At 74.6% G+C, this 23,163-nt stretch carries 17 protein-coding genes; 7 read left to right on the top strand and 10 right to left on the bottom strand.

Annotated elements, in window-relative coordinates; all coding sequences use genetic code 11:
* Positions 1-107: 107 nt before the first annotated feature.
* The gene (locus ACGF0D_RS19315) at positions 108-1,529 is read left to right on the top strand and encodes a PucR family transcriptional regulator (protein ID WP_392917748.1); all 1,422 of its coding nucleotides are present in this window, start codon (positions 108-110) and stop codon (positions 1,527-1,529) included.
* A gap of 22 nt (positions 1,530-1,551) precedes the next feature.
* Here ACGF0D_RS19315 and ACGF0D_RS19310 read toward each other — a convergent pair whose 3' ends face one another.
* Positions 1,552-2,016 (bottom strand): helix-turn-helix domain-containing protein, encoded by a 465-nt coding sequence (locus tag ACGF0D_RS19310; RefSeq protein ID WP_392917745.1) that lies wholly within the window; start codon positions 2,014-2,016, stop codon positions 1,552-1,554.
* A gap of 295 nt (positions 2,017-2,311) precedes the next feature.
* The gene (locus ACGF0D_RS19305) at positions 2,312-5,317 is read right to left on the bottom strand and encodes an AAA family ATPase (protein WP_392917742.1); all 3,006 of its coding nucleotides are present in this window, start codon (positions 5,315-5,317) and stop codon (positions 2,312-2,314) included.
* Positions 5,318-5,667: 350 nt separating this feature from the next.
* On the opposite strand from ACGF0D_RS19305, the gene ACGF0D_RS19300 reads away from it, so the two are divergent.
* On the top strand, positions 5,668-6,630 hold the full coding sequence (locus tag ACGF0D_RS19300) for an SMP-30/gluconolactonase/LRE family protein (protein ID WP_392917740.1): 963 nt from the start codon (positions 5,668-5,670) through the stop codon (positions 6,628-6,630).
* 127 nt (positions 6,631-6,757) lie between these two features.
* Here the strand turns inward: ACGF0D_RS19300 and ACGF0D_RS19295 are convergent, their stop codons facing one another.
* The 8 genes from ACGF0D_RS19295 to ACGF0D_RS19260 all read right to left on the bottom strand — a co-directional run bounded on the left by ACGF0D_RS19295 (position 6,758) and on the right by ACGF0D_RS19260 (position 15,785).
* Positions 6,758-7,774: an alpha/beta hydrolase gene (locus tag ACGF0D_RS19295; protein ID WP_392917737.1), complete on the bottom strand. Its 1,017-nt coding sequence runs from the start codon at positions 7,772-7,774 to the stop codon at positions 6,758-6,760.
* A gap of 226 nt (positions 7,775-8,000) precedes the next feature.
* Positions 8,001-8,861: a helix-turn-helix domain-containing protein gene (locus tag ACGF0D_RS19290; RefSeq protein WP_392917734.1), complete on the bottom strand. Its 861-nt coding sequence runs from the start codon at positions 8,859-8,861 to the stop codon at positions 8,001-8,003.
* Between the two features lie 132 nt (positions 8,862-8,993).
* A complete protein-coding gene (locus ACGF0D_RS19285) occupies positions 8,994-9,824 on the bottom strand; it encodes an alpha/beta fold hydrolase (protein ID WP_392917732.1) in 831 nt (276 codons plus the stop codon).
* A 94-nt stretch (positions 9,825-9,918) separates the two neighbouring features.
* Positions 9,919-11,187: a PucR family transcriptional regulator gene (locus tag ACGF0D_RS19280; protein ID WP_392917729.1), complete on the bottom strand. Its 1,269-nt coding sequence runs from the start codon at positions 11,185-11,187 to the stop codon at positions 9,919-9,921.
* 453 nt (positions 11,188-11,640) lie between these two features.
* Entirely contained in the window at positions 11,641-12,480 is an 840-nt protein-coding gene (locus ACGF0D_RS19275; protein WP_392917727.1) for a carbohydrate ABC transporter permease, read from the bottom strand.
* Positions 12,477-13,454, bottom strand: coding sequence for a carbohydrate ABC transporter permease (locus ACGF0D_RS19270; protein ID WP_392917724.1), 978 nt, complete (start codon positions 13,452-13,454; stop codon positions 12,477-12,479). Before ACGF0D_RS19270 ends, ACGF0D_RS19275 begins: the two co-directional genes overlap by 4 nt.
* Positions 13,455-13,481: 27 nt before the next feature.
* On the bottom strand, positions 13,482-14,774 hold the full coding sequence (locus tag ACGF0D_RS19265) for an extracellular solute-binding protein (protein WP_392917722.1): 1,293 nt from the start codon (positions 14,772-14,774) through the stop codon (positions 13,482-13,484).
* Positions 14,775-15,107: 333 nt separating this feature from the next.
* Positions 15,108-15,785, bottom strand: coding sequence for a TetR/AcrR family transcriptional regulator (locus tag ACGF0D_RS19260; RefSeq protein WP_392917720.1), 678 nt, complete (start codon positions 15,783-15,785; stop codon positions 15,108-15,110).
* 208 nt (positions 15,786-15,993) lie between these two features.
* On the opposite strand from ACGF0D_RS19260, the gene ACGF0D_RS19255 reads away from it, so the two are divergent.
* The 5 genes from ACGF0D_RS19255 (at position 15,994) to proB (ending at position 23,162) form a co-directional block, all read left to right on the top strand.
* Entirely contained in the window at positions 15,994-16,881 is an 888-nt protein-coding gene (locus tag ACGF0D_RS19255) for an alpha/beta hydrolase (RefSeq protein WP_392917853.1), read from the top strand.
* Positions 16,882-16,989: 108 nt separating this feature from the next.
* Positions 16,990-17,133 (top strand): hypothetical protein, encoded by a 144-nt coding sequence (locus ACGF0D_RS19250; RefSeq protein ID WP_392874996.1) that lies wholly within the window; start codon positions 16,990-16,992, stop codon positions 17,131-17,133.
* A 121-nt stretch (positions 17,134-17,254) separates the two neighbouring features.
* Entirely contained in the window at positions 17,255-20,365 is a 3,111-nt protein-coding gene (locus tag ACGF0D_RS19245) for a lantibiotic dehydratase (protein ID WP_392917718.1), read from the top strand.
* Entirely contained in the window at positions 20,362-21,795 is a 1,434-nt protein-coding gene (locus ACGF0D_RS19240; protein ID WP_392917715.1) for a lanthionine synthetase LanC family protein, read from the top strand. The genes ACGF0D_RS19245 and ACGF0D_RS19240 overlap by 4 nt, the downstream gene beginning before the upstream one ends.
* Before the next feature lie 284 nt (positions 21,796-22,079).
* On the top strand, positions 22,080-23,162 hold the full coding sequence (gene proB, locus ACGF0D_RS19235; RefSeq protein ID WP_392917712.1) for a glutamate 5-kinase: 1,083 nt from the start codon (positions 22,080-22,082) through the stop codon (positions 23,160-23,162).
* Position 23,163: the final 1 nt, after the last annotated feature.

Genomic DNA, 23,163 nt, shown 5'->3' with positions numbered 1-23,163 from the left:
ACGTACGGAACCGGCGAACCGGGTCCGGGACCAGGGCGCGGGAAGCCCCTGGCCCCGGGCCGGCCGGTCCCTCGTCGCGGAGAGACGAGCACCGATGAGGACTGCCCATGACCGAACAGTGGCGGCGAACCCCCGCCGACAGTGCCGCGCTGCAGGAACTGATCGACGAACTCGCGGGGGAGCTCCGTCGGTCCGTGGCCCTGGCCGACTCCTCGATCGGGCGCATCCGCTCCAGCCGGCACTTCGACGACGCGGACCCGGCCCGCGTCCACAGCCTCCTGCACGGACGGGCGAGCGGCGAAGTCGTCCGCCACGTCCTCGACCAGGGCGTCACCCGGTGGTCCGGGCCGGGTTTCACCGAGGGCCTCGACGAGGCGGGACTGCTTCCCCGCTACTGCGTGCCGCTGCGTGAACGCGGCCATTTCCTCGGCCTGTTGACGGTCATCGCCCCGGGCGCGTCGCTGCCACCGGAGGCGACCGAGGCCATCACCCGGGCAACGCCCGCCATCGCCGGCCGGCTGTACGCCGACCGCGTCCTGGCCGGCGCCGCGCGGAGCGAGGAGCAGGACCTCCTGCTGTCCCTGCTGGACCCGAGCCCCGCCACGCGGGCCGAGTCCCGCAAGCGGCTCCTGGACGGCGCGCTGCTCCCGGACGCCCCCCACGCGGTGGTCAGCGTCGTGCAGCTGGGCTGCTCCCGGGTGCCTCCCGGGCGGGTGGCGACCGCACTGCGCGGGGCGCTGGAGGGACGGCGCCGCACCCGGTCGGCGCACGGCGCCTTCGCCGTCACCCCGGACCGGGCCGTCCTGCTCCAGCTCTCCGACCGGCCGTTGGACCGGGAGGTACTCCGGGAGCAGTCCGCCCGGATCATGGCGGCCCTCGGCACCGATCCCGCCGCCCCGACCGCTCCCGTCATCGGCGTCGGCGGACGGCAGGCGGGCCTCGCCGACGCGCGGGCCTCCTACGAGCAGGCGCTCGTCGCCGTGCGCGCGGCACGCCGGATGCCGGAGCTGAAGGGCGTCGGTTCCTGGGAGGACCTCGGCGAGTTCGCCGTGATCCTGCAGCTGCCGGACCACGCCCTGAACGAGTCACTGCTCCCGAAACCGCTGCGCGCCCTGCTCGAGTCCGGCTGCGGACAGCGCCTGGAAACGACCCTGCGGTGCTTCCTCGACCAGGCCGGCTCGGTCCCCAGGACCGCCGAAGCGCTCCGGATCCACCGCACCTCGCTGTACTACCGGCTGCGGCAGATCCAGGAGATCACCGGGCTCGACCTGGACAACGGGGCGGACCGCATCACCCTGCACCTGGGCCTGCGCATCCGGGAACTCCTGCTGTCCCTCGGCACCTTGGGCGACGATGCCGGGCGCCGACAGCAGTCCGCCGCGGCGGGCGACGCGCCCGTCGACCGGACGCCCGGCGCCGATCCGCGGGCCCTGCCCGGCACGAGCGCCCGCCCGGGACGGCAGGTCCCGCCGAAGCGGACGTACGCCCGACGCGATCAGGCCGACCGCACCCGGGTCAAGGCCGCTTAGGGCCGGGGAGAGGCAGGGCGGGTCACTGCCTCTCCCCCGCCGCCCGGCGGGCCCGCTCGTCCGCCAGCCAGTCCGTCGGTGACAGGCCGTAGGCACCGTGGAAGGCGCGGCTCAGCTGCCCGGGGCTCGTGAAACCCCACCTCCGGGCGATGAGCCCGACGCTGAGCGAGTCCGCCGGGGTCGCGAGCAGCGCCCGGCGGCACCCCTCCAGGCGCTGTTCCCGGATCCACTGGTACAGCGTCCGGCCCTCGCCCTCGAAGAGCCGGTGCAGGTACCGCGCGGAGACACCGTGCGCCCGGGCGATGCCCTCGGGGCTGAGCCCGGGGTCGGACAGGTGCCGGCGTACGAACTGCCGCACGCGGAACAGCACGGCGTCGTTCACGCCGGGCAGCTCGCCCGCCGACCGGGTCGCCGGTGGGCGGACGGGCGGTGTCGAGGCCGTGGAGCGACCACCGTCCGGCGTGTGTGGGGGGATTCGAGCTGCCATGCTGCCAGCATGCCGGTGCCGCGGGGCCGGGCGCATGAGTCGGGTGACTGGTCCGCGCGGGCGGCGCCGGCCCCGCTCAGGCCAGGTGCGCCCGCAGGAAGCCGCCGCCCTGCCGCAGTGCCGCGCGGGAGGGCGGGCTGTCACGCAGCGCGTTCAGCGACACGAAGTCGTGCACGGTGCCGAGGAACCGTACGGCCGACGCCCGGGCGGCGTGGCCGAAGCCGCGACCAGCCGGGCCACGACCGGGTCCAGGGTGACCGGGGGCGGCGGGACCGGGCCCTGCCCGGGCCGGGCGTCAGGCTCCACGAGGCCTCGTCTCCGCGCGGTCGGGGTCAGTGGTCTGCCTGCTCTGCAGCAGGTCGCGGAGCTGGTGCCGGCTGCTGACGCCGAGTTTGGGATAGACGTTGTACAGGTGCGAGCCCACCGTGCGGGGCGACAGGAAGAGCTGTTCACCGATCTCGCGGTTCGACAGGCCCTGCGCGGCCAGGCGGACGATCTGCTGCTGCTGGGCGGTCAACCCGTCCAGGGAGGCGGCGGATTCGACGGCCGGGTCGGCGTTGTTCGCCACGCCGCTGGCGCGCAGCTCCTGGCGGATCGCGGCGGCGAACGGCTGGAACCCGAGGACGTCGGCGGTGTCCAGCGCCGCGACGAGTTGCTGCCGGGCCTCGGAGGGGCGCCTGGCGCGGCGCAGCCAGATCGCGTAGCTGAACCGGGCCTGCGCCCGCTCGACCGGCCACTGCTCGCCCTCGGCGTTCACCAGCGCGAGGCGGAAGTGGTGCTCGGGGTCGGGGCCGGGGTCCAGCAGGGCCGTGGCGTGGTGCAGCAGGAGCGTCATCCGGACCGTCGGCCGCTCCCCGTGCGCCGACCGCACCCGCGCCAGGACCTCCGCCGCGTCCTCGCTCGTGCCGGCCCGCTGGGCGGCCAGCGCGAGTTCCGCGACGCAGCGCGAGGAGAGGAACGGGTGCACCGGAGTGCCGTCCTCGGCGTACAGCCTCCGGAGCCAGCGGTAGGCGTCGGCCCACTCCCCGTGGGACATCGCGACCAGGGCGACGGCCCGGACCAGCCGGGCCCGGGTGGCGGCGTTCTCGTACCCGTCGAACGGGACCTCCGGCCAGGTGATCAGGTTCGCGGGGGCGGTCCCGCGCAGCGCGCGCAGGGACAGGTCGAAGGCCTCCAGATCGGCCTGGGGGCGGGTCAGGCGCAGCACCGCCGCCTGGTCGGTGGCCTCCTCCACCCGGGCGGACACCTCCGACCACTGGCCGGTCGCCAGGAGGGTGTCCAGCAGCGGGGCCAGGTGCCAGGCCCGCAGGCCGAAGGCCCGCCGCCCGCGCAGGTAGGTGTCGGCGGCGCGGTAGTGCTCCAGGGTGACGCCCGGCTCGTCGGAGAGGTAGCCGACCGAGGCGACGGCGAGGCGCCTGGTCAGCTGGTCCCGTCCGTCCAGCGGGCCGCTGCCCATGAGGGCGTCGGGGCCTTCGACGGCTCGCGACGCGCTCCTGGGCCGGGTCTCCGTGCCCTGGACGAAGCCCGCGAGCACACCGCTCGGTCCGGGCCCGGACGCGCGGTGGCCGTCAGGACCGCCCCCGGACGCGCGGAGACCATCCGGGCCGGGCCCGGCTCCGCGGAGGCGGGCTTCGCGGAGGCCGGCGACCAGCTCGGAGAGCCGGGCGCGGTGCTCCGGCAGGCCGGACTGCTCGGCGATCGCCGACGCCAGCGTCACCGACCGCGCGTCGATGGCGGCACCGACCGACGGGTGCCGGTCCGCGCTGTCGAGCAGGAGGGCGAACGCCTCCTTCTGCCGGGAGGAGTGGGACAGGGCGGTCGCCGCGGCCAGGTCGGCCTCGCGGGCGAGCCTGGGGTCGCTGTTGACGCTCAGGAAGCGCGCGTGGAGGCTGCGGACCCAGTCCAGGTCCCCGACGGCGACGGCCGCGTCCAGGGCCCCGGCGAGGAGCCGGGCCCGCTCACCCGCGCTGGTGCTGAACCGGGCGGCGTCCTCCAGGGCCCGCGCGAGGGTGAAGTCGTCCGCCGAGTGCCTGGCCGCCGCCCGCAGGTCCTCGGTGAGCGAGGCGTCCGGGACCACGGCGGCGGCCATCAGGTGCCGCGCCCGGTCGAGCGGCCGCCCGCCGGCCCGGTCGGCGAGGTCCCGGTGGGCACGGGTCAGCACCGCGGCGGACTGCCCGGTGGAGGCGGCGACCCTGGCCAGCGGGTGCCGGAAGACGAGGTGACCGTCGATCAGGGCGACGATCCCGGCCTCCTCGGCGGGGGCCCAGATCCCCAGGTCGGAGGTGTCCAGTGCGGCCATCACGGCGGCCGCGTCGTCGCCGGGCAGGGCCACGGCCGCGTAGAGGAGGGCCGTGCGCGTCCGGGCGGGCAGCGGGGCGATCAGGGTGTCGAACCTGGTCCGGAGGTTCCGCAGGCGGGGGGTCCGCTCACGCGCCAGGGCCGGATCGGCGGAGGCCCGTCGACGGCACAGCTCCAGCAGGGCGGACGGATTGCCCTCGGCCTCCTCCAGCACCTCCAGGCGGGTGCGCCCGACGGGGGCGCCGGGCACCGAGTCCAGCAGCTCGGCGGAGAAGCGCGGCGACAGCGGCGCGAGGTGCAGCGGCTCGACGTCGGCGGGCAGGTCCAGCAGGGCCTCGTCGTCGCGCGAGGCGAGCAGGAGCGACACCCGGCTCCGCTCGGTGCGGCGGACGAGCGACCCCAGCAGCTCCAGGGTGAGGTGGTCGCAGGCGTGGGCGTCGTCGACCGCGATGAGGACCGGGCCCGGGGCGCAGCCGCGGTCGGGGCCGTTCGTCCGCTCCAGCAGCGCCGCGGTGCCGGCCGCCACGTCCGCCGCGGACGGCATGGACGGCGCGGACGACGCGGACGACGCGGACGACGCGGACGACGCGGATGGCACGGCCACCGCGGACGGCGCGGTGGCATCCGGCCCGATGGCGAGCGCGGCGAGCAGGACCTGCCGATGAGGCGCGCCCAGCGCCGGCACCCGGTCCGTCAACGGGGCGAGCAGGTGGCGGAGCAGCCCGTACGGCACCTCGCTCTCCGGGGCCCAGCCCTGAGCCGTCAGCACCACCGCTCCGGCTTCGGCCGCCTGCTCACAGGCCGTCCGCAGGAGCCGCGACTTCCCGACGCCCTCCGAGCCGACGAGCACCAGAGCGCCCGAGGTCCCGGGCTCCCGCCGGACGTGGCGACGCAGTTGCTCCAGTTCGGCGCCACGCCCGAACAGCGTGCCGGTGCCCTGGGCGGAGGCCGGTCGCGCCCCGTGGTCCTCCGGTTCGTCCCGGACCGTCTCCATGATCGTCATCGTCGCACTCCACACTGCCCGCCGCGACCACCGCGGCACCTCTCCACATTGTCGATCTTGCTCGGGGCCGGGCCCGTCCTCGCACCGCACCGGCCCCGCGCTCCGCTTCCCTACCGGAGCAGGAGCGGTGCGCTGAGGCGCAAGTACGGGCGGTGGCGGCTCCCTAGGGTGACCGTGTCGCGGATCGTGGCCGCCGGGCCCCGGGTTCGAAGACAGGCCCGAGCTCCGCCCCTGCCGCGAGGTCGCGGACCTCGCCCGAGGGGTGCGCCGTGCGCGGTCGGGATCCCGCGCCCGGCAACGCGCCACACCCGACCGCGATCCGTACCTCTCGCTCCCGAAGGGACGACACCATGCGCATCTCCACCCTGCTCCAGGCTTCCGCGGTGGCCCTCACCGCGGTGACGGCCGGCGTCCTCACCGCCCCCGCCCACGCTTCGACTCCCCCGCTGACCACGCCTCAGGTGGTCGCGCACCTGGACCTCGCCCAGGGCCGGCAGCCGGAGAACCTCACGGTGCTGCCGAACGGCAACACCGTCGTGACCTTCGCCTTCTCCCGCCAGATCGCCGAGATCGACTGCCACGGCGCCGTCCGGATCCTCGCCACCCTGCCCGCCCCGGCGGCGGACGCGGCCACTCCCGTGCTGAAGTCCCCGTTCCTCGGCGGCGTCGTACGCGACGACAGCGGCACCCTGTACTTCGCCTACGCGACCGGGACCGCCGACCTCACCGGCATCTGGAAGCTGGCCCCCGGCGGCACCCCGCAGCGCATCGCCGCCCTGCCCGCCGACGCCCTGCCCAACGGCCTCGCCCGGGACGAGCGCACCGGCTCCCTGTACGCCGCCGACTCCGTCCTCGGCACCGTCTGGCGCGTCCCCGCCCGCGGCGGCGCCGCCGTCCCGTGGGCGACCGGCGCCGACCTCAAGGCGAACGGCTTCCTCGGCGCCAACGGCATCAAGATCCGCGACAGGGCGGTCTGGGTCAGCAACCTCGACAACGGCACCCTGCTGCGCGTCCCGGTCCGGCCCGACGGCACCGCCGGCCCGGCCCAGACCGTCGCCACCGGACTGACCGGCATCGACGACTTCGCCTTCACCGGCCGTGGCAACCAGGTCCTGGCCGCCCTCAACAGCAGCAACCAGATCGCCCTGGTCGCCGACAACGGCACCCACACCATCGTGCTGAACCAGGCGGACGGGCTGCAGAACCCCACCTCCGTCGCCGTCCAGGGCGACCGGGTCTGGGTCGCGGACGCGGCGTACCTGACCCAGCAGGACCCGAACCTCCTCACCGCCCGCCTGCTCAGGAACAACTAGCGCTGCCGCCGGAACAAGACCACCCCCGCTGCCGTGCCCGAGGGTCCGGTGGCGGGGGGCACCGGTCGACGGGCGCCACCGCGGCGGTGTCGGGGGCGACGGACCGCCTGCGGCGCGTCGCCCGGCCTCACCAGGACCGGCTGTGCAGCGCCATGTGCACGGTGTCCACGACCTGGATCATCGCGGCCCGGGTGGTGCCCGTGGGATGGATCCCGCCGACCAGCAGGAAGCCGTGCATCACCCCCTGGTAGCGCGTGGCCACCACCGGCACCCCGGCCGCGCGGAGTCTGGCCGCGTAGGCCTCGCCCTCGTCCCGCAGCACGTCGGCCTCCGCGGTGACCACCAACGCCGGCGGCAGCCCGGCGAGTTGCTCCAGCGACGCCCGCAGCGGCGCGGCCGTCACCTCCGTACGACGGTCCGGCTCGGGCAGGTAGTCGTCCCAGAACCGGCGCATGTGCTCACGGTGCAGGAAGTAGCCGGTGGCGAACCGGCGGTAGGACGGGGTGTCGAAGTCGGCATCGGTCACCGGGCAGAGCAACACCTGCTGGACCAGCGGGAGTTCGCCGCGCTCCCGGGCCAGCAGCGTCAGCGCCGCCACCAGATTGGCGCCGGCGGAATCCCCGACGACCGCGATCCGCTCCCCCGCCAGCCCGATCTCGTGCCCGTGCTCATGGATCCACCGGGCGACCGCGTAACACTGCTCGACGGCCACCGGGTAGCGCGCCACCGGGGCCCGGCCGTAGTCCACGTAGACCACCGCCGCATCCGCGCCCAGCGCGAACTCCCGCACCAGCCGGGCGTAGCAGTCGGCGTCACCGAGCGACCAGCCCAGGCCGGGCAGGAACAGCACCACCGGACTGGGCCGGGCGGCGCCGACGGGTCTGGTCACCTGGACACGCGCCCGCCCGGTCGGTCCGCAGGGCAGGGTGAGCCACTCAGAGGTGACGCCGCTGGGGTCCTCCTCGTCCTCGTACCCGTCCCAGGTCGGCGCCCCGCCCACTCCGCCGTCCGGTACGCCGTCGGGGACGAGGAAGGAGAGGTCCGGCAGCCCGGTCGCGGACCGGCCCGCTCCGGTGTCCAGGAACTCCTGGAACGCGCGGTCGAGCACCGGATGCCAGTCGGGCAGCGGGGTGGGATCGGACAACTCGTCGCTCCTGGCCTGGTCGGATCGGCGCGGCAACGCGAAGCCCGCCCTGGCGTGGGCTCGGTCCGCGCCCGAAGGCCGGCCTTCCGGCGCCACGCACACGCCACCCGACGGTACTGCCGGGGAACCGGCCCCAGTGGCCTGATCGTGCACGGATTTCCCTTCGAGGGCACGGGCGTCCGGCCGATGCCGGGAGTTCGGTCGGGGCAGGACGGCGGGAGCGGGTTCAGGAGGAATGACGGCCGTCGGCCCGGGCGGCGTAGGCCTGCCACTCACGCGGCGAGAGCCCGTAGGCGTCGCGGAACGTCCGGCTGAAGTGGGAGTGGCTGACGAAACCCCACCGGTGCGCGACGGCGGAGACGCTGGTCTGCCGGCGCGACGGCCGCTCCAACTCACGGCGGCAGGCGTCCAGTCGGCGCTGCCGCACGAACTGGCCCACCGTCGTCCCGTCCTGCTGGAACAGCTTGTGCAGATAGCGCACCGAGATGTGCTGCGAGCGGGCGATCGACTCCGGCGCCAGATCCGGATCCGCGAGGTTCTCCTCGATGTGGGCCCGGATGCGCGCCAGCAGTTCGGCCGCGCCGCCCGGCTGCTCCGGCGCCTCCCGCTCCAGCAGCTCCGCCACCAGGACCGCCACGATGTCGCAGACACTGCGCGCCAGGTGGTTGCCCGGCCGGGCCCGGTGCGCCCGGGACTGGACGACCAGCGTCCGCAGGAACTGGGCGGCGAGCGAGCCGACGCCCTCGCTCCCCCGCGCCACCAGCCCGCCCGCACGCCGGACGTCGGCCTGCCGCACGCCCAGGTAGAAGCACGGGATCCGGAACTCGACCATCCGGCACTCGGCGTCCCGCAACAGGACCGCCGGGTGGCGGGTGTCGCCGATCAGCAGGTCCCCGGGCTCCAGCACCGTGCTGACGCCGTGGCGGCGGACCAGCGCGGTGCCGCCGACGTGCAGGAGGACGTAGAGGCAGTCCTCGGGATCGGCCCCCGGCGGCGGGGGCAGGACGTCGACGCAGCCGCTGCCACCGTCACGGACGGCCTGGGCGAGCTGCCGGGCTCGGCTTTCGCCTGCGGGGGGTTCGGGCATGGGCGAGGGACCCGACGGGATCACGGGAGACTCCTGACCGGTTGCGAGGGTTCGGTACGGGTGCTGGTGACGATCGCCGAGCCGCTTCGGAACGGGCGCGGCGATCGGGAGGGGATCAGGACGATCGGGGGATCAGGAGAGGAACTTCTCCACGACGGCGTTGAACGCGCCGGGGTTCTCCAGGAACGGGAAGTGCGAACTCGCCACGCTCTTCGGGAACACGTGGAGGCCGGCGCCGGGGATCCGCTCGGCGATGAAGCGCTGGGACGCCGGGTCCACGTGGCTCCCCTCGCAGCCGATCACCAGGGTGGGCACGTCGATGCAGTCGAGGACGTCGCGCCAGTCCTGGGCGCAGTGGTCGAAGAGCAGGGGGACGCCCGCGTACGCCGGGGTCGAGCGGATCTGCCCGGTCACGAAGGCGAGCAGCTCCGGGTCGGTGTCGCCGCTGAACATGGAGCGGACGAAGTCCTCGCGGACCTTCTCCCCGTCCGGGCCGGCCAGCGCGTCGCCCAGTTCGAGGAGCCCGGCGACGTCGAAGATGGCGCCGCACTCGCGTTGCTCCGTCTCCGTCATCCAGGGCACCGCCGCCACCGCGGCCGGCTGGTCGACCAGGACGAGCCGGCGGATCCGGCCGGTGCCGTACTGGTCGACGAAGCTCCACCACACCGAGGCGCCCATCGACCAGCCCAGCGCGTCGAAGCCGTCCAGGCCCAGGTGGTCGACCAGATCGAGGACGTCACGGGCCAGGCGCGCGATGCGGTAGCCGTGGCGCGGCTTGCCGGACCGGCCGTGGCCGCGGAAGTCCACCGTCACGACGCGCCGGCCCGGCGCCAGCCCCTCGACCTGGTGGCGGAACATCTCCTGCGTCTGCCCCCAGCCGTGGAGCAGCACCAGCGGGACGCCGTCGCCGCCGCTGTCGCGGTAGGCCAGGCGCACGCCGTCGTTCGTGATCAGTTCGTGCATGGTGCTCGTTCTCGTCCGTTCTTCTCGGCTCGTGGATTCGGGAGGTGGATTCGGGAGGTGGCGTCGGCGGGCGGCTGCCGCGGCCCCGGCGCGGTCATGACGGCGCGGGACCGCCCGGGGGCCCGCCCGCCCGGGGGGCCTGGAGCAGGTCCAGGAGCTGGAGCCCCATGTGCAGCACCAGGCGGTGCGCGCCGTCGTCCAGGTCCAGGCCCGTGATCTCCTGGATCTGGCGCAGCCGGTAGTACAGCGAGGTGCGGTGCAGTGCCAGGACCTCCGCCGTCCTGGGCACCGATCCGGCGTGCTCCAGGAAGCAGCGCAGGGTCTCCTCCAGCCGGGCGCCGGCGCTGTCGTCCCGCAGGCGCCGCAGCGGTTTGGGGACGAGGGATTCGTTGAGCGCGCCGTCGGGCAGCTGGAGGAACATCGTGTACTCCCCGAGCCGCTCCCAGTCGCCGACGCCCTCCAGCCGGGGCAGCCGACGGGCCGCGCGCACCGCGACCAGAGCCTGGTCGTGGGAGATCCACGCGTCGGCGAGCGCGGTCCGCCGGCCGCCCACACCCACCACGGCGTCCGCCCCGGGGCCCAGGAAGGTCGTCAGGGAGCGGACGATGCCGCGGCCCTGCAGGTCCAGGTCCGCCTCCGACGGCTCCTTCTCGAAGACCTGCACCAGGACCGCCCGGTCCCGCTCGATCATCAGCAGACCGCGGGCCGTACGGGCGTGCCGGAACGGCTCCAGCGCGCCGCGGAGGGCCACCGCGATCCGGCCGGAGGGCCCGCGCTGTCCGGTGACGGCCACGCCGGTCACCACGACGTGGGGGCCGGCCGGAAGGAGTCCGTCGTCGACCAGGCGCTGGTGCGCCGCGCAGCGCAGCGCGGAGTCCGATCCGACCAGCCAGCCCACGAGTTGACGGGTGCGCTCCTCGTCCACCTCCGAGGCGAGGCGCTCGGCGTACATCTCGACCGCCACCGTGCCGGCGACCCGCTCGATGGCCTCGGTCTCGGACTCGGTGAGGGGTTCACCCGCCGCCACGACCATGAGGATGCCCAGCAGGTGGCCGCGCTCGCGGATCGGGACGCAGTAGCGCGGCTGCAGCCCCAGGTCGTCGCGGCCCGGCAGGACGCCCGGGCGGGTCCACTCGATGACGCCCTGGGACAGCACGTGGCGGACGACCTCGTCGTCCGCCACGCCCTGCAGCAGCGTGCGCACCCGCACCCGGTCCTCGTCCCCGAAGTGCCGGCTGGCGCAGATCATCCGCACCAGCGGGTCGTCGAGGGCGACGGAGCGCCCCAGTTCCTCGGCCAGGCCGTCCACCAGCGCCTGCAGCACTTCGCCTCCCGAGCGTGCGCGCCGGATCCACATCGTCATGATCAACTCCTTCCTGGCACGCCATTCATACAAGGAGCGCAGCGGAAGGACAACGTTCAACAAACCGAGGATCCGGCGGCTCCACCCGACCGGGCGGGCGGTCACCCGGGGCGGCACCGGCCCCCCGGAGGGAGCCACGCAGGGACTCCCCGGGTGAACCGGAGGACGGCCAAAAGGCTTTCAGCGACGTGGAGTTCACCCATGATGGCGGCCGGCCGGGGTGACCCTTCGGCCGCGCCGCGCCCCGGCCGACGGACCGGGCCGACAGGATGGGAACGAGGCCGAGGAGCGCCCGCGCACCCCGCGAACGGTGCGCAGAGTGTCGTATCGCGGTGCACCGCCAGCACATCACCGAATGTCCGGACATCGACCGGCCGGCCCCGGGGCCGCACCCGGCCCGCCACCCTGAGCCGCCGGCCACCGCGCAGCCGGCCACCGCGCCACCGCGGGCCGTCAGCCCCGGATCGCGCCCGTCGCCAGGCCTGCGGCGATCCGGCGCTGGACGAGGAGGAAGGCGACGACCACCGGCAGCGCGGTGAGGGTCGCACCGGCCATCAGGCCGCCGTAGTCCGTGCCGAAGCTGGTCTGGAAGGAGACCAGCCAGATGGGGAGCGTCCGCTTGTCGTTGCTGGAGAGCAGGACGTACGCCAGGACGTACTCGTTCCAGGCCTGCACCAGGGCGAAGATCGAGGTGGCCACCAGGCCGGGGGCGAGCAGGGGCAGGGTGACGTGCCGGAAGGCGCCCAGGCGGCCGCAGCCGTCGACCATGGCGGCCTCCTCCAGCTCCGGGGGGATGGCGACGACGAACCCGCGCAGCATCCACACGGTGAACGGGAGGGCGAAGGCGAGGTAGGTGAGGACCACGCCGGTCAGGGTGTCGGTGAGGGCGAGGTCGTTGAGCAGCAGGTAGACGGGGATGACGAGGGCGATGAGGGGGATGGTCTGGACGCACAGCAGGGCCAGGACCAGCGCCCTGCGGCCGGCGAAGGAGAAGCGGGCGACGGCGAAGGCCGCGAGCGTGCCGATGACCAGGGAGACCAGCACCGTCCCCGCCCCGATCAGGACGCTCGACCGCACGTTGGCCCAGAAGGAGTCCGAGCCCACCGCCCGGCGGAAGTTGTCCAGGGTGAACGGCCCGGGCCAGAACGTCGGCGGCAGCCGCAGGATCCGGCTGGCCGGCCGGAGCGAGGTCAGGACCATCCAGTACACGGGGAAGGCCATGACGGCGGCGCCGAGCAGTCCGACGGCGTTCGCGATCCGGCGGCTTCGGCGCCGCCGCCTGTCACCGGTCATTCGACCTCTCCCGTCCGCAGCACCTGGCGCAGGTAGACCGCGGACCCGCCGAGCAGCAGGACGACGGTGACCAGTGCGATGGCCGCTCCCGCGCTGTAGCGGTTGACGGCGAACGACTCGATGAAGGAGTAGACGCCGAGCAGGTAGTAGTCCCGCTCCGGCTGGCCGCCGCGCATCAGCCAGATCTGACTGAACGCCCCGAAGTCCCAGATCGCCGACAACGCCGCGACCACCGTGAACAGCGGCCTGATCACCGGGAACGTCACGTGGCGGAAGAGCACCAGGCCCTTCGCGCCGTCGACCCGCGCGGCCTCCTCCAGTTCGACGGGCACCTGGGTGAGTGCCGCGTGCAGGGTGATGGCGGCGAACGGGATCGCCCCCCACACCACGACGGCGACGATCACGGCGAAGCCCTGCCACGGGTCGGCGAACCAGTTGTGCCCCCGGAAGTCCGCACCGGTGAGTCCGCCGAGCAGCCAGTTGACCACCCCGTAGTCGGCGTCGGACAGCCAGCGGAAGACCGACGCGGCGACCATGAACGGCATCGCCCACACCGCGACCAGGACCCCGGTGATCACCACCCGCACCCAGGGCGAGACCAGGCGCAGCAACAGCGCGAACGCCAGGCCGAACAGCATGGTCAGCCCTGCGCAGACGACGGCGAACGCCACGGTGCGGGCGACGACGGTCCAGAAGAACCCGTCGGAGAGGACCTCGCGGTACTGGTCCAGCCCGACCCAGGGCGGGGCCGTGCCGGCGAACAGCTGCTTGCGGGTCATGTCCTCGAAGGAGAGCAGGACCATGTCGACCAGCGGGTAGCCGAGCACCAGGAGGAGCGTGCCGACCATGGGCGCGACCAGCAGGTACGGGGTGGCGCGGCGCCCCCTGCGCCCTGCGGTCGGCCCGCGCCCGTCGCTCCGGCGGCGCGTGGGCGTGGCGCCGGAGCGACGGCGCGTGGGCGTGGCGCTCTTCACGGTGTGCCCCCGGAGGATCGCCGCGCCTCAGTTCTTGTCGATGACCGCATCGATCCGGCCGTCCGCCGTCTTCGCGGCCTCCTCCACCGTGTGCTTGCCGGTGGCGATGTCCTCAAGCATCTCCTGCAGGATGTTGGCCTTCTCGACCGCCGCCCAGCCGGGGGCCGGCGGGGTGACCCAGCCCCGGGTGGCGGCCCTGGCCGCGGATCCGTTGACGCCGGCGGGGTCCACCTCGGCGAGCTGAGCGGTGTTGTTGGGCAGGGTGTTGGCCTTGATCAGCCGCTGCTGGGAGGTCCGGTCGGTGAAGAGCCGGATCCAGTCCCGGGCGAGCTGCCCGTTCTTCGACTTCGCCGGGACGGCGAGCTCGGAGCCACCCAGGAACGGCGGCAGCGGCCCGCCCGAGGGGCCGGGGAAGGGGAAGGTCGCGAACCGGCCGCGCAGCGCCGGGTCCCCTCCGGACTGCGGGTCGGCGGCGGCCTCCGCCTCCCAGGTGTTGCCGTAGAAGACCGCGACCTTGCCCTGGCCGACCACGGCCGGTTCGTCGCCGTTGTCCTTGGACCGGTCCCCCACGTAGTAGGCGTCCAGCAGGCCCTTCCAGGCCTTCAGCCCGGCCACGGACTCGGGGCTGGACAGGGCGCTCCGCCAGTGGCCGTCCGCCCTGACGGCGATCTCACCGCCGGCGTCCTTCACGAAGGCCATCGCGGCGTACCAGTAGCGGCCGGGCAGGTACAGCGCGGAGAACGCGTGGTCCTGGGCGCCGAACTTCGCCTTCAGCGCGTCGAGGTCCGCGATCAGCTCCGGGTAGCTCTCGGGCGCCTTCGTCAGACCCGCCTGCTGGAACAGGTCCGTGCGGTAGATGCCGACCCGGGCACCGACGTAGTAGGGCACGCAGTAGGTGCGGCCGTTGGACTCGCAGGGCTCCCGGAGGGCACCGAGCCACTGGGCCGACTGGTCGAAGGCCGAGGGCTCGACCGCCGTGAAGGCGTCGTTGACGATGTAGTTCACGACCTCGCTGTTGCCCATCTCCACGACGTCCGGCACGTCGCGGCCCGCCAGGGCGGCGTCCAGCTTCAGGTTCTTGGTGGTCCACTGCTGGTACTCGACCGCGACGGACACGCCTGGGTGCTGCTGCGCGAACCGGGCGTTGGTGGACTCCACCAGGTCCGGCCAGCTCTCCTGCGCGTCGACGGTCAGCCACACGGTGAGGCGCTGTGAGCCCTTCGCCGATCCGCTTCCACCGCTCTCGCAACCCGCCGCGCCCGCCAGCACCGCGGCGGCCGACGCGATCGCGACCATGCCGCGCAGCCCTCTTCTCGCCATGCCCCCTCCTCATCCGCCGATCTGCCGGTCGCCACTACCCAGGAATTTGTCAACTCACGCTACACAAACCGAATTTCGGCCATCGCCGTGCGGCGGGATTCCTGATGGAGCGTCAGATCAAGGGGGCCGACACATGGGCGGATCCCCTCCGGGGGCACCGGCGGCCGACCATGCCACCGTCGTCGACGATGACGCAAAGCGAACGGGGGGCGTCACGAAGGTCGACAGTGCACGCCATCACGGCGGGACGGAAAGGAACATGACGAAACGTCAGCTCCTGGCGGCAACGGACCGCCTCACCGCCCCCGACGCCTCACTCGCGCGTCGCGCCGCTCAGGCACCGCTCCCCGGCGCCCCGGGTTCACGGCCGAACGCCTTGAGGAAGGTGTCCACCGCAGCCCGGGCGATGCCGTTCAGCTCGGCGTCCGGGACCTGCCGGGTGCCGCAGCGGGAACGGGCCTCCATCGGACCGGCGAGCAGCGCCATGAACTGTTCGGCGGCGCGGACCGGGTCGGTGGCGGTCAGCCGCCCGGAGAGGGTCAGCCGGGCCAGCCGATCGGCCATCGCCTCGGTCACCCGGTCGACGCCCCGCCCCTGGACGGTGTCCAGCAGGTCGGGGAAGCGGGCGACCTCCGAGTAGAGCAGCCGGCGCAGGGCCCAGGACTGTTCGCTGCGGTGGCAGAGCAGCAGGGCCTGGGCGACGGACACGAGCGCGTCGTGAAGGTCGTCGCAGGACAGGAGCAGGCCCTCGACGGCGGCCAGGTTCCGGGCCGTCGCCTCGTCGGCGGCGATGAGGACGGCCTGGCGGAAGAGGTTCGCCTTGTCGTTCAGGTGGTTGTAGACGGTCGGCTTGGCGACACCGGCCTCGGCCGCGATCTCCTGTACACACGCGTCGGTGTAGCCCTGGCGGGCGAACACCGTGAACGCGGCGCTCAGGATGGCCTGCCTCTTGTCGATGCGGCCGCGCGGCGCCCCGCGTCCGGCCTCGACTGTCGCACGTGCTTCGGTCACCCGGTCATCGTACTCGCGGCGAACTCGACTTGGACTCGCTGGTTCAAAATTGTGGACTTGTTGGTTGCGAACCTGACTGAGTGGCCGTTAGATTCGGCTCGTTGATCCACAACCTTTGAGTCCGGCGCAACCCACGCACTCGACCGGAGAAGCAGCCATGTCCCGAGACCGGGCCGATCGGCTCGCACCCCCACACCTGCTCGACGTCATGAGCGCGGCCGTCTCTCCCGGCGTCCGCCGGATCGTCCTGGACGCCGACGGCGCGGCCCTGTCCGCGCTGCTCTGCGAGCCCGAGCACGGCCCCGCGCGGGCCGTGGTCGTCGCCCTGCACGGCGGCGGCACCAGCGCGTCGTACTTCGACGGCCAGGCCGACCCGGACCAGTCGTTGCTGACCCTCGGCGCGCGCCTCGGCTACACCGTCCTCGCCGTCGACCGTCCCGGCTACCGCGGGTCCGCCGGGCAGTTCCCGGACGGGCAGCGGCTCGCCGACCAGGCCGGTACCGTCCGCGCGGCCCTGCGGGACTTCACCGCCCGGCACGCCCCCGGCGCGGGCCTGTTCCTGCTGGGACACTCGCTCGGCGGCAAGCTCGCCCTCGGCCTCGCCGCCGACCCGGACGGGCTCGACCTCGTCGGCCTCGACGTCTCCGGCTGCGGCCACGAGTACGCCGTCGACCCGCGCGACATCGTCGCGCCCGGCGGCAAACTGTGGCGGCACCACTGGGGTCCGGTGCGGCTGTACCCGCCGGACACCTTCCGCGCCGGCGGCCAGGTGGTCGCCCCGATGCCCGACCGCGAGAAGGCGGACGCCATCGCCTGGGCCGAGGACTTCGCCGCGCTCGCCCCACGCGTGCGGGTGCCGCTCCGGCTCACCTTCGCCGAGTACGAGGCCTGGTGGCGCCACGACGACCGGGCGCTGAGCGACCTCGCGGCCCGCTTCACCGCCGCACCCAGGGTGCTGGTGGACCGTCAGCCGCAGGCCGGCCACAACATCAGCCTCGGCTGGGCCGCCCGCCCCTACCACCTGCGGGCGCTCGCCTTCCTGGCGGACTGCCTGGCCGCACGCGCCGCGGCCGGCCCCACGCGGACAGCCGCCTGACCCGATCCACCGCCGTACGGCAGTGGACCCCCCGAAGCTCCGGTGCGCGCAGCCGCGCGGACCGGCCGCCGGACTTCCGGCGAACCCACCCACCCACTGGAGGACACCATGAGCACTGTCACCGCCGAGCTCGAGTTCGACCTGGATCTCGACCTGGAGGTCGTCGTGGAGGAGGGCGCCGTCGCCGGTGCGAAGTCCTTCACTGGGACCGGCACCTGCCTGTCCTGCCCGATCACCTCCTGGCTGTGCTGATCCGGTGACCGGTGCCGGGCGGTGCGCGCGATCCGCGTGCGCCGCCCGGCACCGACGCGCGCGCCCACGGGCCGCGCGGGACGAACGGACGGGACGGACGAGCGGAACGGGGATGGACGGGATGCGGACGGACAGCGGGACCGGCTTCGAATCGGCGGGAGTGGCGCTGCTCCGCGCGGCCGCCCTGCCACTGCCCACGGACGGCGGCGGGTCACCCTCTCCCGATTCCGGTGACCCCGACCGCCTGCGGGCCGAAGTCGAACGCCTGGCATCCGAACCGGAGTTCATGGCCGCGGTGGACCTGGCGAGCCCCGCCCTGGCGGCCGAGGCCCGGCGGGTGCTCGCCGGGGAGCCGCTCAAGCCCCGCCGGCTGCGCCGCCTCGCCGTCTCGCTCCTCAAGTACCGGCTGCGGATGACCCACCGCGCGACCCCCTTCGGCCTCTTCGCCGGCGTCGCCGTCGCCGGCTTCGGAGCCTCGCCCGCCGCGGACCTGGGCACCGGGCACCGGCCGGTCAGCCGTCCGGACGCCGGGTGGCTGGACGAAGTGCTGAGCGCCCTGCTCGCCGACCCCGCGGTGCTCCGCGGCGGACGGCTCGTCGCCAACGCCCTGCGGGTCGAGCGCGAGGGGCGCCTGGTGCTGCTCGACGTCTACCAGGCCGACGGCGGAAGCCAGTTGCACCACTCGGTCGGGCTGAGTCCGGCCGTGCGGTACCTGCTGGAGTGCGCGGCCGAGCCCGTCGGCTGGTCGGAGCTGCTGGCCCGGACGGCCGAGCGCTTCCCGCAGGCGGAGGGCGCCGCCGTCGACCGGGCCATCGCCCAACTCGTCCGCACCCGCTTCCTGTTGAGCGACATCGTCCCGCCGCCCGAGTGCGCGGACCCGCTCCGGCACGTCCTGGACCGGCTGGACGGGCTCGACCACCCGGCGGCCGCGGCCCTGCGCGGCGTCCGGGCCTGCCTCGCCGCGTTGGACGCCGCCGCCCCGGGCGACCGGGGACGCGCGCTCACGGCGGCGCGCGAGCGGATGGCCGCCCTGCACCCGACCGAGCACCCTATCCAGACCGACCTCGCTCTGGACGCCCGCGTCGTCCTGCCGGCGGAGGTCGCCCGCGAGGCCGAACGGGCGGCGGACGCCCTGTGGAGCGTCTCCCTGATCCGGCCCGGCAGTGCGCACCTGCGCGAGTACCACGAGGCCTTCCTGGAACGGTACGGCACCGACCGGGCCGTACCGGTGCTCGAACTGCTCGACGAGGGACGCGGGTTGGGACTTCCCGCGGCCTACCGTGCGGCAGCCGGACGCCCGGCCCCGCATCCGGGGGCGGATGCCCGGGACCGGGTGCTCGGCGAACTCCTCCTCGCCGCCGTCCGGCGGGCGGCCGACGGCTCGGTGCCGGAAGTCCGGCTCGACGAGCGGGCGTTGGGCGACCTCGCCGGGCCGGCGTCGCGACGACACCCCGGCTCCCTCGAACTCGGCGCCGAACTCCTCGCCGACAGCTGGGAGTCGTTGTGCGCGGGCGACTTCCGGCTCGTCCTGGGCGGCAACCCGGGCTCCCCGCTGGCCGGTGCCACCTTCGGCCGGTTCGCCCACCTCCTGGGCGAACGGGCCGACGACGTCGCCGCGTTCGTACGGCGGGCCGGCGGCGGCGCCGAGCCCGGGGAACGCGCCGCAACCGTCGCCTACCGGCCCCGCGCGATCCGCTCGGGCAACGTCGCCGCCGTCCCGCAGTGGCTCCCGGACCGGATCCCGCTGGGTGTCGGCCCCGCCACGACGGAGGGCACCCGGGACCTGCCGGTCGAGCACCTGGCCGTCCACGCCGACCTCGACGGCCTCCGGCTCACCGACACCCGCAGCGGGGAGCCCGTCCGCCCGGTCTCGTACTCGATGCTCAACCCGGCCGGCGGCCACCTCCCGCACGTCGCCCGGTTCCTCCTGGAGCTCGGGCAGGAGGGCCAGGACTGGTGTCTGCCCTGGAACTGGGGCTCGTGGTCGACGGCCCCCGTCCAACCCCGGGTCAGCCACGGCCGCACCGTCCTCGCCCCCGCGCGCTGGCTACCCGACCGCGAGCTGACCGCGAGCGCAGGAGGGCCCGAATGGGAGGCGGAGGTGGCGCGTTGGCGCGGGCGCTGGAGCGTGCCCCGGCACGTCCTGCTGACCCGCGCGGACCACCGCGTCGCCGTCGACCTCGACCAGCCCCTGCACCGGACGGTCCTCGCCGAGGAACTCGCCCGCCCCGGGCTCGCCGTCGTGGAACGCCTCGGCGCCGACCGCCCCGGCACGTGGCTGACCGGCCCGGACGGCCCGCACGCCACCGAGCTCGTCCTCCCGCTGCTCGCCGCACGCGAGCCCGCGAACCGCACCGCGCCGCGACGGCCCGCCCCCCGCCCCCTGCCGGACCGGGCATCCGCCACCCACCTGCCCGGCGGGGAGTGGCTGTACGCCAAGGTCTACGTCCCGCAGGCGCGCCAGGACGGGCTCCTCACCCGGCGCTCGGCGCTGCTCACGGACCCCGCCCTGCTCGCCGAGGCCGGTGTCGACGACTGGTTCTTCCTGCGCTACGCCGATCCGGATCCGCACCTGCGGCTGCGCTTCCACGGCAAGCCCGCCGGCCTCTGGACGGCCCTCCTGCCCCGCCTGCACGGCTGGGCCGAGGACCTGCGCGACGCCGGGCTCGGCGGGCGACTCGTCCTGGACACCTACGACCCCGAGACCGAACGCTACGGCGGACCCGCCCCGCACGACCGCGCCACCCGGGTCTTCCACGCCGACAGTCGGCTGGTGATCGCCCAACTCGCCTCCGGCAAAGAGGTGTTCGGGCTCTCTGGCACCGCACTCGCGGCCCTCGGCGTACTCGACCTCGTCACCGCCCTCGGCACCCCCGAGGAAGCCCTGGCCTGGCTGAGCGGCGAGCCCGTCCGCGCCCGCATCGGGGACGTCGACCGGGACGGCAAGAAGACGATGGCCGCACTGCTCGACGAGAACTGCCGGCCCGGGCCCGGGCTGACACCGGAGACGGCCGGGCCGTGGGCCGCACGCGCGGACGCCCTCGCCGACCTGCGCACCGCCCTGACCGCCGCCGCGACCGCTCCGGCCCGCCGGGCGTCCATCGCGACGAGCCTCGCCCACATGCACTGCAACCGCCTCCTCGGCCCCCGCCCCGACGACGAGGCCCTGGCCCACGCGATCGCCCGCGAGGCCCTGTCCCTGCGCATCGACCGGAAGCGGCACGGCCGATGAGCACCCACGAGACCCACCGCACCGGGACGGCCCGGCCCGCCGCGCACCAGGAGCGACCAGGCGGCGCGGAACGGAGCGCGCGCACGGCCCGGGCCGTCGCCCACCAGGTCGGCGAGCGCCTGCGTGACCCGCAGCACGTCGCCGAGACCGCCGGGCGGGCGTTCGCCACCGCCCCGGCCGACCTGCTGCTGCCCGGCTGGCAACCCGCCTCCGTCCTGCTCGGGCATGCCGGGATCGCCCTGCTGCACATCGTCCGGGCGCGGCACGAGCCCGACTGGTCGTCCGTCGCGCACGCGCACCTGGCCGCCGCCGTCCGATCCGCCCCCTCAGTCGGCCCGGCCGGGGCGGGCGATCTGATCCTCCCGGCCCTGCTGCACGCCCGCCTGACCGGCGGATACGCCAAACTGCTCGCCCGCAGCACCGAGTTGGCCACCGCCCACACGGCGGCCGCGATCGCCGCGCTCGACGCCCGGCTGACCGAAAACGGGCCGGGCCTCTCCTACCTGGACTACGACGTCATCGCGGGTCTCGCGGGCCGGGGCCGCGCCCTGCTGGCCGCCGCGGGCTCCGGAGACGAGCGCGTCGCGGCGGTCCTGTCCGACCTGCTGCGCCTGCTGGTCCGGCTGACCCGCCCCACCGAGGTGCGGGGCCGCGAGGTGCCGGGCTGGTGGTGCGCCCCGGAGCGCTACGTCGTCGACCGCGACCGGCTGGCGTACCCGTCCGGTGACTTCAACCTCGGTGCCGCGCACGGGATCTGCGGCCCGCTCTCACTCCTCGCCCTCGCCCACCGCGCGGGAGTCGTGGTACCCGGCGGGTCGGAGGCGATCCGCTCCGTCACCGACTGGCTCCTGGCCAGGGAGCTGACGGACGCGACGGGTGCCTACTGGCCCGCGCGGATCCCGTACGAGGAGGAGACCGGCCAGGCCGTCGGTACCGGTGCCGCCACCCCCCGGGCGGGCTGGTGCTACGGCGCGTCCGGCATCGCGTGGTCCCTCCACCTCGCCGGTCACGCCCTCGCCGATCCGGCGGTCGGGGCCCGCGCCCGGGACGCCATGCGCGCCGCCGTCACCCGGCCGCTCCCGAGCACGATGGCGGACGACCCCGGCCTGTGCCACGGCCGCGCCGGCGTGCTGCACACCGCCGTGCGGATGGCGGCCGCGACCGGCGACCCGGTGCTGTGGGCGGCCGCGGACCGTGCCGCCGCCGAACTCGCCGCCGCCTTCGACGAGGACGCGCCGTTCGGATACCGCCAGCACGTCCCCACCGGCACGGGCCCCCGGTACCTGGACAGCCCGGCCCTGATCGACGGCGCCACCGGAGCGGCCCTGGCCCTGGCCGGCTACGCCGACGCGCGGGCCGAACCCGACGGGGCGGGCGAACCCGACTGGGCGAGCGAACCCGACTGGGACGCGGCCCTGCTGCTGACCTGAGGCCGCCGACGCCGCCCCGAGGTCACACGGGAGCGAGGACCGACAGCGCCCGCCGTCGGCGCGGCCTCGGTGCGGCTTCACGCGGCTTCGGCATGGCTTCGACGCGCCGTCGCGCGGCCGCGCGCGCCGCGCCTCCGCCCGCTCCCGCGTGCGCCGCGAGTCCCCGACAGCGGCCGCGAATCGCCAGCACATTGGGAGAACACCGCCCCCGGTAACCATCTTCTTGGAAGCGGCTGCCCCTCCGCTCTCCCACACCCGACGGCCGAGGTTCAGGCGAGGAGACCATGCGGGATGCAATCAGCGACGGCACGGGCAACCGCGTCGTCATCAAGGTGGGAACGTCGTCTCTGATCACCCGGGGAGAAGTCGACCCCGTCAAGCTCGACACCCTCTGCACGACGGTGGCGAAGGGCATCGAGGCCGGTCTGGCGCCGGTGCTCGTCACCTCCGGGGCGATCGCCCTGGGCCGCACCAGGCACGGCGATCTGACCCAGGACACGGCGGAGGCCGCACAGACCGCGGCGGCGCTCGGTCAGGGAATGCTGTACTCGGCGCTCCGTGCCCGGTTCTCCGCGTACGGCCTGGAGACGGGGCAGATCCTGCTGACCCCGCACGACCTCGTCGCGCCGGAACGCGGTGGCGGTGTCCGCCGCACGTTCGACCTGATGCGCTCGCTGGGCATGGTGCCCGTCGTCAACGAGAACGACGCGCTGGGCGTGCGCAACAACGACGTCCTGGCCGCTCTGCTCGGCGGATTCCTCGAAGCGCGGCTCCTGCTGCTGCTCACCAACGTGGCCGGCCTCTACGACGGCAACCCGATGCTCGGAGAGGGCGCCGTGCGCATCGCCGAGGTGACGGGTCCGATCTCCGAAGTCGAGGCGATGGCCGGGGGATCCACCGGAGACGGCGGAACCGGCGGCATGCTCGTGAAGCTGAGCGCCTGCTGGATCGCCGCGCACGCCGGGGTCCGCACCGTGGTGGCCGACGCCATGGACTCCACCGTCCTGATCGCGGCCTTCCGCGGCGACGAGGTGGAGGGAACCGTCTTCCCGCCGCGCACGACCCACGCCGCCGCGCCCGATCTCGGCCGCCTGTGGCGGGCCTTCCGGTACCCCCCGAGCGGGACCGTGGTCTGCGACGCCGCGGGGCGGCAGGCCGTCGAGTCGGGCCGGGCCCTGCTCGCCGGGAGCGTCGGCGTGCTCAAGGGGTCGTTCGACCGCGGCGACGTCGTGGACGTCCTCGACTCGGACTCCCGGGTGATCGCCCGCGGCACCGTCCGCCTCGGCGCGGCGGAGGTCGGGGCCGGCGACCGGTTCGCCTCGGAACTCATCGACGACTGTGACTACGTACGGATTTTTGGAGGCTAGT

The organism is Kitasatospora sp. NPDC048298, from assembly GCF_043201465.1.
GTDB lineage: Bacteria > Actinomycetota > Actinomycetes > Streptomycetales > Streptomycetaceae > Kitasatospora.
This window is presented reverse-complemented; position numbering and strand designations above follow the sequence as displayed.

Excerpts from the sequence above, each read along its gene's own strand:
- ACGF0D_RS19315 (WP_392917748.1), top strand. The coding sequence starts at position 108 with ATGACCGAACAGTGGCGGCGAACCCCCGCCGACAGTGCCGCGCTGCAG.
- ACGF0D_RS19310 (WP_392917745.1), bottom strand. The coding sequence starts at position 2,016 with ATGGCAGCTCGAATCCCCCCACACACGCCGGACGGTGGTCGCTCCACG.
- ACGF0D_RS19305 (WP_392917742.1), bottom strand. The coding sequence starts at position 5,317 with ATGACGATCATGGAGACGGTCCGGGACGAACCGGAGGACCACGGGGCG.
- ACGF0D_RS19300 (WP_392917740.1), top strand. The coding sequence starts at position 5,668 with ATGCGCATCTCCACCCTGCTCCAGGCTTCCGCGGTGGCCCTCACCGCG.
- ACGF0D_RS19290 (WP_392917734.1), bottom strand. The coding sequence starts at position 8,861 with ATGCCCGAACCCCCCGCAGGCGAAAGCCGAGCCCGGCAGCTCGCCCAG.
- ACGF0D_RS19285 (WP_392917732.1), bottom strand. The coding sequence starts at position 9,824 with ATGCACGAACTGATCACGAACGACGGCGTGCGCCTGGCCTACCGCGAC.
- ACGF0D_RS19280 (WP_392917729.1), bottom strand. The coding sequence starts at position 11,187 with ATGACGATGTGGATCCGGCGCGCACGCTCGGGAGGCGAAGTGCTGCAG.
- ACGF0D_RS19275 (WP_392917727.1), bottom strand. The coding sequence starts at position 12,480 with ATGACCGGTGACAGGCGGCGGCGCCGAAGCCGCCGGATCGCGAACGCC.
- ACGF0D_RS19265 (WP_392917722.1), bottom strand. The coding sequence starts at position 14,774 with ATGGCGAGAAGAGGGCTGCGCGGCATGGTCGCGATCGCGTCGGCCGCC.
- ACGF0D_RS19255 (WP_392917853.1), top strand. The coding sequence starts at position 15,994 with ATGAGCGCGGCCGTCTCTCCCGGCGTCCGCCGGATCGTCCTGGACGCC.
- ACGF0D_RS19250 (WP_392874996.1), top strand. The coding sequence starts at position 16,990 with ATGAGCACTGTCACCGCCGAGCTCGAGTTCGACCTGGATCTCGACCTG.
- ACGF0D_RS19245 (WP_392917718.1), top strand. The coding sequence starts at position 17,255 with ATGCGGACGGACAGCGGGACCGGCTTCGAATCGGCGGGAGTGGCGCTG.
- ACGF0D_RS19240 (WP_392917715.1), top strand. The coding sequence starts at position 20,362 with ATGAGCACCCACGAGACCCACCGCACCGGGACGGCCCGGCCCGCCGCG.
- proB (WP_392917712.1), top strand. The coding sequence starts at position 22,080 with ATGCGGGATGCAATCAGCGACGGCACGGGCAACCGCGTCGTCATCAAG.